Genomic DNA, 14,981 nt, shown 5'->3' on the forward strand with positions numbered 1-14,981 from the left:
TTTTAAATGTTAAAAATAATTTGTTTTTTATTATTTGTAATATATAGTTATACAGCACTTTTATACTCATCTAAATTATTTTTAAATAATATAAAAAGACCTAGATGTATTTATACTAGTACGATTTTAAATTTTATTATAGTTGGAATAATTTTAAAGTTTGAAATTATTGTATACGAATGGGTATTTATGGTTGTCTATTTTATACTTATGTGTATTCAATTAAAACGTATATATAATGCAGAGTGGGTTAAAAACGTATTTATTACGCTATATTTTGTAATAAACTTTTTTTCAGTAAGATTAATATATATATGTATTTATTCTATATTAAAAAATACACCTATTTATATGATTGTTGAAGACTTTAATGCAATAACAATTGTAACAATATTAAGTTTTATAACAGTTATTATATATATGCTCTTATTTCTATTTTTTATTCCTATTAAATATATACATATGATAGTTACAGACAAAGAAAATTTAAAATTTGCTATTGGTATATTAATTAGTATATATACTTTTATAATAATTAATACAGGTAATATACATATTGAAAAAAATCCAATGTTTATTCATATATTGTACATAAAATCGGCTGTATGTGCTATTATAGGTTTTTTTACCACTAGTATATATTGTTATTTATTTTCTAAATTACAACTATATGTAGTAAAAGCAGAAAATATAGAAAAGGAAATACAACAGGAAGAAATTGTATTAAAACAACTAGAATATGAGGCAAACCACGATTATTTTACGTCTTGTTTAAAGAGAGATGTTATATATAAAAAGATAGATGATATTTTATCAGGAGTTCCATTTTTTTGTATAGCTTTTATAGATATAGATGGGCTTAAAACAACAAATGATGTATATGGGCACGACGAAGGAGATTTTTATATAAAAGCTGTGGCAGATATATTAAATTCAGAATTTATAGGAAAAGCCATAGGTAGAATAGGTGGAGATGAGTTTTTAGTAGTTTTAGAGCATACAGATATTTATGCAACTATGAAGTGCGTTATTAGATGCTTTGAAAGGGCAGAAAACATTAGTAAAGCTTTTGATAAGCCATATAGTACATCTATAAGTTATGGAGTTGTAGAAATTACACCAGATAATAACCTTTCTAGAGATGAGATAATAAAACTTGCTGATATGCAAATGTATAACTTTAAAAAAGCTAGAAAGAAAAATAGAAAATAGTTAAAAAGGCCTAAATTTTTACTTTAGGTCTTTTTAATTATTAAATAAATATAATATAAATTAAATATAAAAATAAAAAAAGTACTTGACAAAAATAAAAAAAAATGTTAATGTTATTTCAAGCTAGATAGCACTCATAAAAAATGAGTGCTAATAGATATTAATGGTTAAGTTATTTGTTCCTAAGGAAGTGATTTTTTGAACTTAAATGAAAGAAAGACTAAAATATTAGAAGCTATTGTTACAGGCTATATAGAAACAGGAGAGCCTATAGGTTCTCGTACTATTGCTAAAAACTATGATTTAGGCATTAGTAGTGCTACTATAAGAAATGAGATGAGCGATTTAGAGGAGCTTGGGCTTATAACTCAGCTTCATACATCATCTGGGCGTATACCATCAGACAAGGGATATAGGCTATATGTAGACAACCTTATGGGGCATAGGGACCTTACAGAAGAAGAAACTAGCTTTTTGCAAAATGTAGTAATAAATAATATAAATCATATGGACTATCTTATGGAGCAAACAGCAAAAGCTTTATCTATGCTTACAAACTATCCAACTATTATTAGTAAACCAAAGGTGGAAGAAGAAAAGATAAAACATATACAGCTTGTTGTTTTAGATGAAACATCTATTATAGCTGTTATTGTTACAGAAAATAAAAATGTGAAAAATCATATTATACCTGTAGACCAAAATTTATCTGTACAAGATTTAATATCTATTAGCTCTGCTATAAATAGCTTAGTGGAAAAATATTCACTAGAAGAAATTAAAAGCTTAATTGATGAAAAGGATATTTTGACTGATGCAGAGCAAGTTATTAGTAAAGTTTTTAGTGAAATATTTAAAGCTAATAAAGAAGAAGAAGACCTTAAATTTTATACTAGTGGTATAAACAACATACTAGATTTTAAAGAATTTAGTAATATAGAAAAGGCAAAACCAGTATTTCAATATTTAGAAGAAAAAGAAATGTTGGTGGATATATTAAGTAATAATGGTGAAAATAACAATTCTATACAAATATTGATAGGTGGAGAAAATACTATAGAGGGTTTAAAAGATTGTAGTATTGTAAAAACTGAGTATAAAATAGCGGGTGCTAAGGGTACAATAGGTATTATAGCTCCTACGCGTATGGACTATGCAAAGGCCGTCAGTGTTTTGGAGGGGATTGTTAAAAATATAAATAATGTTCTTAAAACCTTGTCGTCAGATTAAGGGGAAAGGAAAAAATAATGGAAAAAGATATTGAACAAAATGTAGATGAAAACGAAACATTAGAAGAAACTATTGATGAAACAACAGAAGATGTTAAAGAAGATGAAAAAGAAATAGACCAGTTAAAAGATAAGCTAGAAAAAGCAGAAGCATCTTCTAAGGACTATTTGGATAAGCTACAAAGAAGTATGGCAGAATTTGACAATTTTAGAAAAAGAACTAATATAGAAAAAGCTTCTATGTACGAAAATGGTACTAGAGATACAATAGAAAAACTATTACCTATACTTGACAACTTTGAAAGAGCTATTTTATCTACATCAGAAGAAGATAAAGCTAGCAATATGTTTAAAGGTATAGATATGATATTTAACCAAATGATAGAAACATTTAAAAATATGGGTGTAGAGGAGCTATCAGGCGTTGGAGAAACATTTGACCCTAACATACACAATGCTGTTTTACACATAGATGATGATAGCTTTGGCGAAAATGTAGTAGCAGAAGTTATGCAAAAAGGTTATAAGTATAAGGACAAAGTAATACGTCCTAGTATGGTTAAAGTGGCAAATTAATTAATATATTTAATATATTTTAAGGAGGATACAAAAAATGGGAAAAATTATTGGTATAGACTTAGGTACAACTAACTCTTGTGTTGCTGTTATGGAAGGTGGGCAACCTGTTGTTATAGCTAATAGTGAGGGTGCTAGAACTACTCCTTCTATTGTAGGTTTTACAAAAACAGGAGAAAGATTAGTAGGTGAAACGGCTAAACGTCAAGCTGTTACAAATGTAGATGGTACAGTTATTTCTATTAAAAGACATATGGGTACTGATTATAAATTTGAAAACGATGGTAAAAAGTTTTCTCCTCAAGAGATTTCTGCTATGATTTTACAAAAACTTAAAAAAGATGCAGAAAGTTATCTTGGAGAAAGTGTTACAGAAGCTGTTATTACAGTTCCAGCTTATTTTACAGATAGCCAAAGACAAGCAACAAAAGATGCAGGTAAAATTGCAGGGCTTGATGTAAAACGTATTATAAATGAGCCTACAGCAGCAGCTTTAGCTTATGGACTTGATAATGAAAACGAACAAAAAATAATGGTTTATGACTTAGGTGGTGGTACGTTTGACGTATCTATTATAGAAATAGGCGATGGCGTTATAGAAGTTTTAGCTACAAGTGGTAACAACCATTTAGGTGGAGATGATTTTGATGAAAAAATTATAGGCTACCTTGTAGATGAATTTAAAAAAGCAGAAGGTATGGATTTAAGAACGGATAAAATGGCTATGCAAAGACTTAAAGAAGCAGCAGAAAAAGCTAAAAAAGAATTATCTTCAGCTACAACAACAAATATTAACTTACCATATATTACAATGAACCAAGACGGACCTAAACATATAGATTTAACTTTAACTAGAGCTAAATTTGAAGAATTAACTCACGACTTAGTTTTGGCTACATTAGAGCCAGTTAGAAATGCTTTAAAAGATGCTGATTTAGAGGCTAGTGAATTAGATAAAGTATTATTAGTAGGTGGTTCTACAAGAATACCAGCTGTTCAAGAAGAAGTTAAAAAAATAACTGGTAAAGAGCCATTTAAAGGTATAAACCCTGACGAATGTGTTGCTCTTGGAGCATCTATACAAGGTGGTAAACTTGCAGGAGATGAAGGTGCAGGTGGTATATTACTTCTTGATGTTACTCCTCTTTCTTTAGGTATAGAAACTGCAGGTGGTGTTTCTACTGTATTAATACCAAGAAATACTACTATACCTACTAACAAAAAAGAAACATTTACAACTTATGCTGATAACCAAACAGCTGTTGATATTAGAATAGTTCAAGGTGAAAGACCTATGGCTAGAGATAATAAAGAGCTTGGACAATTTAAATTAGATGGTATTGCTCCTGCTCCTCGTGGTATACCAAAAATTGAAGTTACATTTGATATAGATGCTAATGGTATTACTACTGTTTCTGCTAAAGATTTAGGTACTGGAAAAGAACAAAATATAACTATTACATCTAGCACAAATTTAAGTGATGATGAAGTAGAAAGAGCTATGAAAGAGGCAGAGCAATATGCAGAGGCAGATGCTAAGAGAAAAGAAGCCGTTGATGTTAAAAACGAAGCAGAAAGTTTAATTTTCCAAGGTGAAAAAGTTTTACAAGATGTAGGCGATAAAGTATCTGAAGAAAATAAGGCAGAGCTTCAAAAAGAGATTGACAACTTAAAAGCTGTATCTAGCCCAATGGTTGCAGAAACTATGAGCGAAACAGATACTCAAACATTAAAAACAGCAACAGAAAGCTTTACAAAATTTATTAATGATTTTTCAACAAAACTTTATCAAGAAGCAGGTGGTAACCCTAATATGAATATGGGAGATATGGGAGACCAAGGTGCTACAAATAATGATGATATTATAGATGGTTAATATAGATTAAGTATTAATTTTATAAATAATTATTTTAATAAAGGCCCTCTAGCCGATGGTTAGAGGGTAAAACACTATCTTAAAGTTTTATTATCTATAATTTTATACATAATATAAGGTTGTATTTACCTTATCTATAACTAAGATAAAGTTTAAATTAAATAGCTATTTTGTTTAGGTATTTATTAAATAATAAAAATATAGATAAATAAAAAATTTGTAAATATAGTTAAAATATAATTGGTAGGTGAATAAATTGGCAAAAAGAGATTATTATGAAGTTTTAGGTTTAAACAAAGGTGCAACAGATGCCGACATAAAAAAAGCTTATAGAAAGCTTGCTAAAAAATATCACCCAGATGCTAACCCTGATAACCAAGAAGCAGAGGCAAAGTTTAAGGAAGCCACAGAGGCATATGAAGTACTTAGCGACGATAAGAAAAGACAAACATATGACCAGTTTGGGCACTCTGCATTTGATGGTGCTGGAGGATTTTCTGGTGGAGGAAATTTCTCTGGTATGGATATGGGAGATATTTTTGAAAGTTTCTTTGGTGGTGGAGGTTTTTCTGATATATTTGGTGGAGGTTCATCAAGGAGAAGAAGAGGACCATCAAGAGGTGCAGACTTACAATATAACCTTACAATAGATTTTGAAGAAGCTATATTTGGGTGTAAAAAGGAAATATCTTTTCAAGCAGATGACAAGTGTGATACTTGTGGAGGCTCTGGTGCTAAACCTGGTACACACGCTCAAACTTGCCATACTTGTGGAGGCTCAGGACAAGAAAGAGTTATGCAACAAACAATGTTTGGCTCTATGACAAGTGTTATAGAATGTCGTACTTGCCACGGGGAAGGTAAAATAGTAAAAGACCCTTGTACAACTTGTAGTGGAAAAGGAAAAGTTAGAAAAACAAAAACAATAACAGTGGATATACCAAAAGGTATTAATGAAGGACAAAGCATTAGAAAAGCAGGTATGGGTGCTCCTGGAGAAAAAGGTGGACCTAATGGAGATTTACTTATAGCTATTAGTGTTAGACCTCATAAAACTTTTGTTAGACAGAACAATGATATATATATAGAAGTGCCTATTTCTATTGTACAAGCAACTTTAGGTGATAATATAAAAATACCTACAATAGACGGAGAAGAATATTATACTGTAAAACCAGGTACACAACCAGAAACGGTAGTTACGCTTAAAAATAAAGGTGTATTTAATGTAAGAAACCCTAAATTGAGGGGAGACCAAATTATAAAATTTAAAGTAGTAGTACCTACAAAAATTAGTGAACAGCAAAAAGAACTTCTTATGCAGTTTGCATCACAAGATGGTTCTATTCCAAATATAAAAAAAGAAAATTTCTTTGATAAAATGAAAAAGCACTTTGATTAGTATAATATGTAAAAAGTCAAGTACAAACTAAGTTTGTACTTGACTTTTTGTTTTTATTAGTATTTTTATAATTAAAATTACGTATTTTTATATTTGTTTTAGTTATAAAATAGATATATTTATTTTAAGAAGTTTAAAGGATTTTTTTGAACTCCACCTTGTATAACTTCAAAATGAACATGATTACCAGTACTATTACCAGTACTACCAACATATGCTATAACTTCGCCTTGGGCAACTTTTTGTCCAACAGATACAGCATTTCTACTATTGTGAGCATATACAGTTTGGTAACCATTGCCGTGGTCTATTTTAACCATATATCCATATCCACCGTTATTCCAACCAGAGTATACTACTGTACCACCATCAGATGCTTTTATAGGTGTACCAGCTGCACAAGCTAGGTCTATACCTTTATGTGTTGTACCCCATCTATGGCCAAAGCCAGATGACAGTCTTCCTCTAACAGGATATGCAAATGTACCAATAGACTTTTTAGGAGGTGTATTTAATGTACCAACTTCAACTTTTTCTACAACAGCAGGAGTTAATACTTTTTCAGATAAAATATCCCTTTTTTCTTCCACACCATTAATTTTAGTTATTTTTGCATTAACTTGTTTTGTACCATCTTTACCTGCAGATAAAACTTTTTTATATGTTTTATATTCTTTATCATTTTTAATTGTTTCTATTGTTTTAGGTATAGGCATATTGTAAGTAGCCTCTTCATAAGTTACAACAGATAATAAAGGTACTGGAACAACTACATTAATTTTGCTACCAATTTTAAGAGGAGTTGTTTCTGTAATTGTAGGGTTTGATTTTAAAAGAGTTTCTAAAGACATATCATTTTTCATTGCTATTTCAAAAAGTGTATCACCTTTTTTAATCTCGTGTTCTTTTCCTTGGTCTTTATTAACAGTTAATAAAGATAAAGCATCTTCATTTGTTACTATGTCTTTTTCGTTTACATATTTATCTTCTATTTTTACATTTTGTACAAAGCTAGGCTGTGCAGCTTGTTTTTTTTCTTTATTTACATATTTATTTTTTATACTATTTAAAACTTTGTTAGCTTCTTCTTTATTTTTTACAGTGGCTATAGGTTGACCATCAACTGTAATGATAGATGCTTCTACTTTAAAAGTAAAGCTTTCAGAAACTTTTTTAGTTGCATCAGATATAGGGATAATTTCATTTTTTGATGCTCTAATAGGTTTAAAAGAAACATCTTCATTTACCTCAACATTGGCACCAGCTTTTTCTGATAAGCTAGATAGAGCAAGATTTTTAAGCTGTTCTGGTGTTTCCACGTTATCTTTATTAGGTTTTATTATAGCTACGGCTTTATCACCTACGTATACCTCTTGAGCATTTTTGTGTGTTAAAGCCCATATAGATAAAACTATTAATATAACTCCTAAAACAGTAAGAGCAACTGGTTTAGGTGGTATTTTATTATTTCCATTATTATTTTCAGGATTAATAGAAATAATATTATTTGAGCTTTCTTGTGTATTTAATATTGTTTCTTTATTTTTTGGTGAATAAAATTTATTTATTATAGTATTTTTTAAGCTATATTCTTTTTTATTACTAGCATTAACCGTATTTTCTTTACAAACAAGATTTACTTCCTTTAAGTTTAATTGATTATTTTTAAAAGGAAAATTTATTATGTTACTTTTATTTTTATTATTGGGTAAATCTTCATAATAATTTTCCTTATTAACATTAATAGACATAAAGAACCTCCATTTTATTTTGATACTACGTTTATATTAGATGCTATATTATTTATAGTATCCTTTAAAACAACATAAATGTTATCACCTTTTTTTAGACCGTTAGCATCTATAATATTTAAATTTTTACAATCAAATATTGTAGTATTTTTATCTATAAGAACTGAAGTAGTGTGTTTTTCTGTTAAGTCTTTAGTAAAAACTTTTATACAGTTGTTATTAATATCAATAATTTCACCACTAAAGTTTTTGTTGTGTTTTCTTTCTAAAATATCTATTGCATATATTTCTGAGCTGTTTAAATATAAATTAACAGTATCTAGTATTCTTATAGAATAAATATCTGTTGTAAGGTTATTAGCATAATATGTGTGGGAGTTATTTTCATTATCTTCTATTTCTATAATGGATGAGGTATTGTTTATTTTAATAGATTTTACAACTCCTTGTTTGTTACTTCTATAACCTTTAGCGTTTATCTTAGAAATTTTATCATTTTTAACATTAATATTTATTGAATCTCCTATTTTTAAACTATTAATAGAAGCATCTTTATTATTTCTAATTATTTGTGAATTTTCTAAAAATCCAATTTCAAATATTTTTTCATCAGTAGTTTTTATAGTTATTTTATTTTTAGATTTTTCTATTATAGTGCCTATAAATAATGTGTTATCATCTTCTAATATTATTTGTTTAGCTATTTTGTCTTCTAATATAACAGTAGCTAAGCTATTTTCTTTTAATGTTTTAACGCTAATACCATTTTTTGTTATTTTACAATTTTTAGATAAAGGAATAATTTCAATTTTTTCTTTGCTATAAAAACCATTATCGTCCATTTCTTTGTAAGATAAACCTATACTATCGTTAGAAACATTTTTTATTATACCATATAGTTTTTTAGAATTATTATCAGCGACATTTTTAATTTGTAAATTAGTTTTAACATCTATTTTAACAATAACATTATCTTGTATAGTAATTTCTGCATTACTGTTAGGCTTTATATTAACTAAATTATAAGAAACATCATCAATATATATATAAGCATTTTTTTCTACTGGATATATTTTAGTTTCATTACCTATTTTTATTTGTATAGAGTTTGTGTCAATAAATATTTTTTCTATTGTAACAAATCTAGTTTGTATAGTTTTGTTATTGTTTAAATTTTCAGTACTATTATTTAGTGTATTTAATTCTATATTTGAATGCTGTAAAAAATTATCTAATATAACAGCAAGGTTAGCTTTAGTAACAGCATTTTTAGGTAAAAAGTTATCATCTTTGGCATTTATTATATTTATACTATCCATATAATAACAAGCTTTAACTTTATCTGGGTTAATATTACTTTCGTCTTTAAAAACTTTTTGGAAAGACATATTATTAACAACATTTTCTTTATTATCTATCCTAACCAAAAGTAATGCTATTTCTTCGTTAGATAAAGCCCTTACTTGCTCTTTATTGTTTTTATCTAGGATAATAAAATTGTTTAGGTTATTTTCTGTTAATATACCATTTTCTAGCATAATAGCTAGAGATGTATTAGCAGAGCTATCCCAACGGGAAAACTTTTCATCGTATTTTAAAATTATACTATTATATTTACTTTCAGATATATTAATATTTTTATCATTTTTTATAAGTTTTGATAAAATTTTAATAGCGTCAAATTTACTAATATAGCTATCTGGTTTAAAATTACCTTGCAAATCGCCTACCATAATGCCAAGCTTAGACATTTTTTCTATAGAGGGGTAGGACGTAGCATTTTGGTCCACATCATTAAAAATATTAGCATATACATTTGTATTATTAATTAAAACCAATGTAGATAAACCAAATATGGCTAATATTTTTTGAAAAATTTTCATATACGCCTCCTTAATTGTAAAGGAATCTTAATTTTTGTAATATATTTGTAACAATTATAACTTAAACTATCTTAAATATCAAGGGTAAAATAAAAAAATATGAAAAATTTAGGTAAATAGTATAAAAATTATTTTAAATACATCATTATTAAGAGTAGTTTATTTATAAACATTTATAAAGAACATTATACATAAAAGTTTTTTGTTTAAATAATATATTTTAATATAGTATTAATAAATGAATTTGGCAAATAGTAATAATTATTATGAATAAATTATTTTGTTATATATTTATTTGATAAGTTTTTTAATATTTTTTATATAAAACAGATATTATAAAATATGGTTATATATTAATTTTAGATAGTATAAAAAGCAGTAGAAAAAAATCTACTGCTTTTTATACTATCTAAGAAGGCAACTATTATTGCAAGAGCAACCACAGTTATTGTGATGTTCACAACCAGTATGACAACCACAGCCGTTATTATTATTGTTTGTGTTATCATTTGGTATATTTCCACTAATACCTGCTAAAAATTCTGTTTTTTGAGGTGGTGCAAAAATATCCATAGGGAAATCTAAGCTATCAAAAAATTCGCAAGGATTAAGTGGAGAAATGTTTTCACATTCTTTTGGTATACAGAATCCTCTTGATAATACAGAAAGATTTACAAGTCTAAATAATTTTATTATTGTAAATAAGCCAATAGTAACGCCTACTTCTGTTGCATCTAAAGCTTCATCTGCACAACATTGTCTATTTTGGTATCTAAGTTCAGCACCAAGAGCTACTGCTTTAGATTCTACTAAAACAAATGGGTCAGAGTTAAGTTCACAGCAACCAGAGCCATTTGGATTAAATAAATCTGTAGATATAGAAATTTCTGTGCCAATAGAACCAAATAATGTTACTTTTTTAGTATATATACTGTTGGCTTGTATTTTACCAATAATTGTTCCATCTGATTCTCTAAAAGCTAATGTGTATACAAATACATATTTTAAAGTAATATCCCAAAAACCACTTTTAAATGGATTAGGCTCTTTATCTGCTACGATAACTCTTTTTACTCTTAAGTTTTCTACAGAAACGCTAGCAGCATTAGAAGGTGGAACTATAATATCTCCTTCTTGTATAGTTCTATTTCCAATGTGTTCAAAACAGTCTGCTCTAGCAGGTCCTAATACATCACTTGTAAGGCAGTCTTGTTGTCTACAATGCAATAGCATACAACATTTTAATAAGCATTAAAAATTATTTTTATTTTTCTATTTTTACCATCTATTAATATTTTGTTTATAACAAGTTTAGAAATTTTAGTTTTTAATGCCATATTGTAATTTCCTGTTAGTATACTTAATATAGATATTTCTTGTATATTATTATTGGTTTTTTTAAAATCTTTTAGTTGTGTTTCTAGGTCTTTAATTTTTTTAGTAAAAAAAGTTTTATTTTTACTATATTCTTCTAATGTGTCTATTTCTAAAAAATAGGCATCTTTAGCTTTTTCTAAAGCTTTTTTATATTTTTCTATATCTTTTAATAGTTTATATTTTTTTTGATTAGTATCTGATATATTTTTAATTTTATATTTTTTATTTGGGTATATTTCTTTAATTTTTTCTATGACAATATCTTCTATATTATATATACCAATGGAAAAAGAACTATCACATTTACCACAGGTATAACCACCACATCTAAATCTATCTTGCCTGTTGTTATAATATTTTGCATATACAAAGGTGCTATTGCAATGTACACATTTTATCATACCAGTAAGCCAATGTTTATTATATTCTAGTGGTTTATTTTTACTATTTAATCTTTTGTTGTTATTATTAAATAAAATTTGTACTTTATCAAAAGTATCTTCGTCAATAATGGGTGTATGTGTTGATTTATTTAGGATAACTTTTTTTTCTGTTTCAAACCTATAATAACCTTTATATGTAGGGTTTGTTAATATTTTTTTTACAAAGCGTGTATCTATACTATTTCCTTTTTTTGTTTTAATATTATTTTCATTTAATATTTTTGCTATTGCATAAGTAGATTTACCATTTAAAAATAACCTAAAAATTTCTTTAACTATATTAGCCTCCTTTTCTACTATAACAAGAGGCTTATTTTTAGGCTTAAAGTATCCATAAGGAGCACAAGATATATATTCTCCCTTTAAAGCTTTCTCTGTCATACCTCTTTTTACAACTTTAGATAGCTTCCTAGAGTACATTTCGTTCATAGCGCCAAAAAGTGCATCTGCTATAAGCTGGCTATCATCATCTAGCATAGGCTCTGTTATAGAGATTAAATTTACATTATTTTTTTTAAGTATAGATTTGTATATTAGGGATTGTTCTAAGTTTCTTGCAAAACGTGAGCTATCATATATAATAACATAATCAAAATAACCTTTTTTACTTTCTTCTATCATAGTCATAAAAGCAGGTCTTTTTTCTGCATCTCTACCAGATATACCTTTATCTTCAAAATATTTTATTATATTGTAGCTGTTTTTTTTTGCATATTCGTTTATTGTTCTTTTTTGACTTTCTATAGAGTAGTCTTGTTTATCTGTAGACATTCTAACGTATGCAACGGCTTTTTTCATAAAAACTCCTAAATTTTATTTAAGTTGATATAAAATATATGTTTAAATTTATTTAATATTAATTGTAAGTATCATATTATATAATTTATAAATTTTATTAATATAGTATTGACTTTACACTTAGTAGATAGTTTATATTTTATTTACCAAAAGTTTTTATATAAAAGGAGTTATAAATAAAATGAAAAATTTTAAAGTTATAATTGTACTTGTAGTAGTAGCCATTGTATTAGTAAGTATTATAAAATATAAGGATAAAGTTAAACTAATATATACATCTTTAAATAGTTTTAAAGATGAAAATTTACCTTATACTTTTCAAAATACAGCTAAAATACAGCCAGTGAGAATTATTAATAAAGGCGAAAATACATTTGAATTTAATGAAAGTAATTCAATAAATTTACCTAAAAGTTTTAGTTTTAAAAATAGTGTTTATTCAGTAGATGATTTTATAGAAGAAACTAGAACAACAGGATTACTTATTATAAAAGATGATAACATAAAATATGAAAAATATTATTTAGGAGGAGATAAAGATACTTTATTTTCATCTAATTCTATGGGAAAATCATTTGTTTCTGCATTAATGGGCATAGCTGTTTCGGAAGGGTATATTAATAGTGTTGATGAACCTATTGGAAAATACATACCACAATTTAAAAATACAGATTTAGAAAATATTCCTATTAAGGCTTGTTTGCAAATGGCTTCAGGTATAAAGTTTGATGAGGAAAAAGATTTAAGTAAATTTTCTATTAAAACTTTATTGGGAGTTTCACCAATGAAATTAATAGCTAAATCTGGAGTAGAGGAAAAGCCATTTACTCATAGAAAATACTTAAGTATAAATACAGAAATTTTAGGAGAAATTATTACTAACGCTACTGGGTATAGTCTTTCACAATATATGGAAGAAAAGTTATGGAAAAAAATAGGAGTACAATCAGATGCCTATTGGACATTAAATAATAATAAAGAATTAGCAATGGGTGGGTTAAACATTTCTCTTAGAGATTATGCTAGGTTTGGAAGATTATATTTAAACGATGGAGTTTATAACAAAGAGCAAATAATACCAAAAGAATGGATTGAACAAAGTTTAGATAATAGTAGTCCATATTCTAGACCAGATAAAACTAATAGCATAGAAAATGCTATTGGTTATGGGTATCAATGGTGGATTCCTGAGAGTAATGAAAAAGAATTTCTTGCTATTGGAGTTTATGGACAATTTTTATATGTAAACCCATTAAAAAACATAATTATTGTAAAAACTAGTGCAGATTCTAATTTTAACAAATCAGATTATGAAATAAAAAATATAGAATTTTTTAGAAGTATTGTAGATAGCATATCATAAAATATTATAAAAATATACAAAGATATTAATATTTAATTTTTTTGTATATTTTTTTTATTGATATCAATTTAGGAATACCTGTTTTTAAATACAAAGTATCTAAAAAATTGATTGATATATATTAAATTTTAATATATAGTTTTGTTATTAACACTTATTTAAAGGAGATTAATTATGGAAAATAAATTTAAAGTAATGACAATATCAGAATTTGCAAAATTTCATAATATTAATACAAGAACTTTACATTATTATGATAAAATAGGGCTATTTTCTCCTATTTATATTGGGGAAAATAATTATAGGTATTATTCTCTACAACAATCTATAGAGCTAGAATTTATATTAATGTTTAGGGAGTTAGGTTTTTCTATTTCAAATATTAAAATGTATTTAGAAGATTGCAAGCCTAAAAACTTTCTAAAAATAGCCGAGAATAGATTAGATTTTATTAATGAGGAAATAAATAAGTTAAATAAGTTAAAAGCTATATTAGAAAATAAAAAGGAAAGTTTGGAATTATCAACCAAAGTTGAAAATAATAGTATTGAGGTAGTAGATTATAAGGAAAGCTATATAGTGGAAGTACCTTTTTTATTTAAAGAATATAATATTGAGGATATACTGGATAAATCGAAAAAAATATGGCAGTTAGAAAAATTTAAAGTAAACTGTGGAAGCTATATTTCCTTAGATATGGTAAAAAAAGGAGATTTTACACAGTATAATGGTTTATTTTTTCCTATTTCAAATAATTTTATAGATACAGATTTAGAGCAATTTGTAGTATGTTTAAAAGGAAGGTATATTTGCTCATATTCAATAGGAGATTTTAGTAATTTAAAAACTTTGTATAAAAACATTTTAAAATTTGCTAATGAAAATAATTTAAATTTAATAGGTAATGCTTATGAAATAGGGTTAAATGAATTTGCTATTTCTAAAATAGATGATTATGTTACAAAAATAATTATAAAAATAGAGGACTAGTATACTTTTAAAATATATTTAATTATAAATTTTTTATATTATAAAATAATTATAGAAAAATATTAAAATATATAGTAATAT

At 26.5% G+C, this 14,981-nt stretch carries 11 protein-coding genes; 7 read left to right on the plus strand and 4 right to left on the minus strand.

Features of this window, described 5'->3' with window-relative positions; translation table 11 throughout:
• The first annotated feature begins 6 nt into the window (after nt 1-6).
• The 5 genes from R5Z65_RS03980 to dnaJ all read left to right on the plus strand — a co-directional run bounded on the left by R5Z65_RS03980 (nt 7) and on the right by dnaJ (nt 6,295).
• Nucleotides 7-1,212 (plus strand): GGDEF domain-containing protein, encoded by a 1,206-nt coding sequence (locus R5Z65_RS03980; protein ID WP_317367208.1) that lies wholly within the window; start codon nt 7-9, stop codon nt 1,210-1,212.
• A gap of 198 nt (nt 1,213-1,410) precedes the next feature.
• Nucleotides 1,411-2,442 carry a heat-inducible transcriptional repressor HrcA gene (hrcA, locus tag R5Z65_RS03985; protein WP_317367209.1) on the plus strand — a complete coding sequence of 344 codons (1,032 nt, stop codon included), beginning with the start codon at nt 1,411-1,413 and terminating at the stop codon, nt 2,440-2,442.
• 17 nt (nt 2,443-2,459) lie between these two features.
• Nucleotides 2,460-3,017, plus strand: a complete 558-nt coding sequence (gene grpE / locus R5Z65_RS03990) for a nucleotide exchange factor GrpE (RefSeq protein ID WP_317367210.1) — start codon at nt 2,460-2,462, stop codon at nt 3,015-3,017.
• Nucleotides 3,018-3,054: 37 nt separating this feature from the next.
• Nucleotides 3,055-4,893 carry a molecular chaperone DnaK gene (dnaK, locus tag R5Z65_RS03995; protein WP_317367211.1) on the plus strand — a complete coding sequence of 613 codons (1,839 nt, stop codon included), beginning with the start codon at nt 3,055-3,057 and terminating at the stop codon, nt 4,891-4,893.
• A gap of 256 nt (nt 4,894-5,149) precedes the next feature.
• Nucleotides 5,150-6,295, plus strand: a complete 1,146-nt coding sequence (gene dnaJ / locus R5Z65_RS04000; RefSeq protein WP_317367212.1) for a molecular chaperone DnaJ — start codon at nt 5,150-5,152, stop codon at nt 6,293-6,295.
• A 119-nt stretch (nt 6,296-6,414) separates the two neighbouring features.
• Here dnaJ and R5Z65_RS04005 read toward each other — a convergent pair whose 3' ends face one another.
• From R5Z65_RS04005 to R5Z65_RS04020, 4 genes are all read right to left on the minus strand, one after another.
• Nucleotides 6,415-8,046 carry a peptidoglycan DD-metalloendopeptidase family protein gene (locus R5Z65_RS04005; protein WP_317367213.1) on the minus strand — a complete coding sequence of 544 codons (1,632 nt, stop codon included), beginning with the start codon at nt 8,044-8,046 and terminating at the stop codon, nt 6,415-6,417.
• A 14-nt stretch (nt 8,047-8,060) separates the two neighbouring features.
• Nucleotides 8,061-9,929, minus strand: a complete 1,869-nt coding sequence (locus R5Z65_RS04010) for an S-layer homology domain-containing protein (RefSeq protein WP_317367214.1) — start codon at nt 9,927-9,929, stop codon at nt 8,061-8,063.
• A gap of 405 nt (nt 9,930-10,334) precedes the next feature.
• On the minus strand, nt 10,335-11,162 hold the full coding sequence (locus tag R5Z65_RS04015; RefSeq protein ID WP_317367215.1) for a hypothetical protein: 828 nt from the start codon (nt 11,160-11,162) through the stop codon (nt 10,335-10,337).
• Nucleotides 11,163-11,170: 8 nt separating this feature from the next.
• Nucleotides 11,171-12,547, minus strand: coding sequence for a recombinase family protein (locus R5Z65_RS04020; protein ID WP_317367216.1), 1,377 nt, complete (start codon nt 12,545-12,547; stop codon nt 11,171-11,173).
• A gap of 181 nt (nt 12,548-12,728) precedes the next feature.
• Here R5Z65_RS04020 and R5Z65_RS04025 point away from each other — a divergent pair, with 181 nt between their 5' ends.
• Both R5Z65_RS04025 and R5Z65_RS04030 read left to right on the plus strand, forming a co-directional pair.
• Nucleotides 12,729-13,910: a serine hydrolase gene (locus R5Z65_RS04025; protein ID WP_317367217.1), complete on the plus strand. Its 1,182-nt coding sequence runs from the start codon at nt 12,729-12,731 to the stop codon at nt 13,908-13,910.
• Nucleotides 13,911-14,084: 174 nt separating this feature from the next.
• Nucleotides 14,085-14,900, plus strand: a complete 816-nt coding sequence (locus R5Z65_RS04030) for a MerR family transcriptional regulator (protein WP_317367218.1) — start codon at nt 14,085-14,087, stop codon at nt 14,898-14,900.
• The last annotated feature ends 81 nt before the right edge of the window (nt 14,901-14,981 follow it).

Source organism: uncultured Tyzzerella sp. (assembly GCF_963558545.1).
Taxonomy (GTDB): domain Bacteria; phylum Bacillota; class Clostridia; order Lachnospirales; family CAG-274; genus Tyzzerella.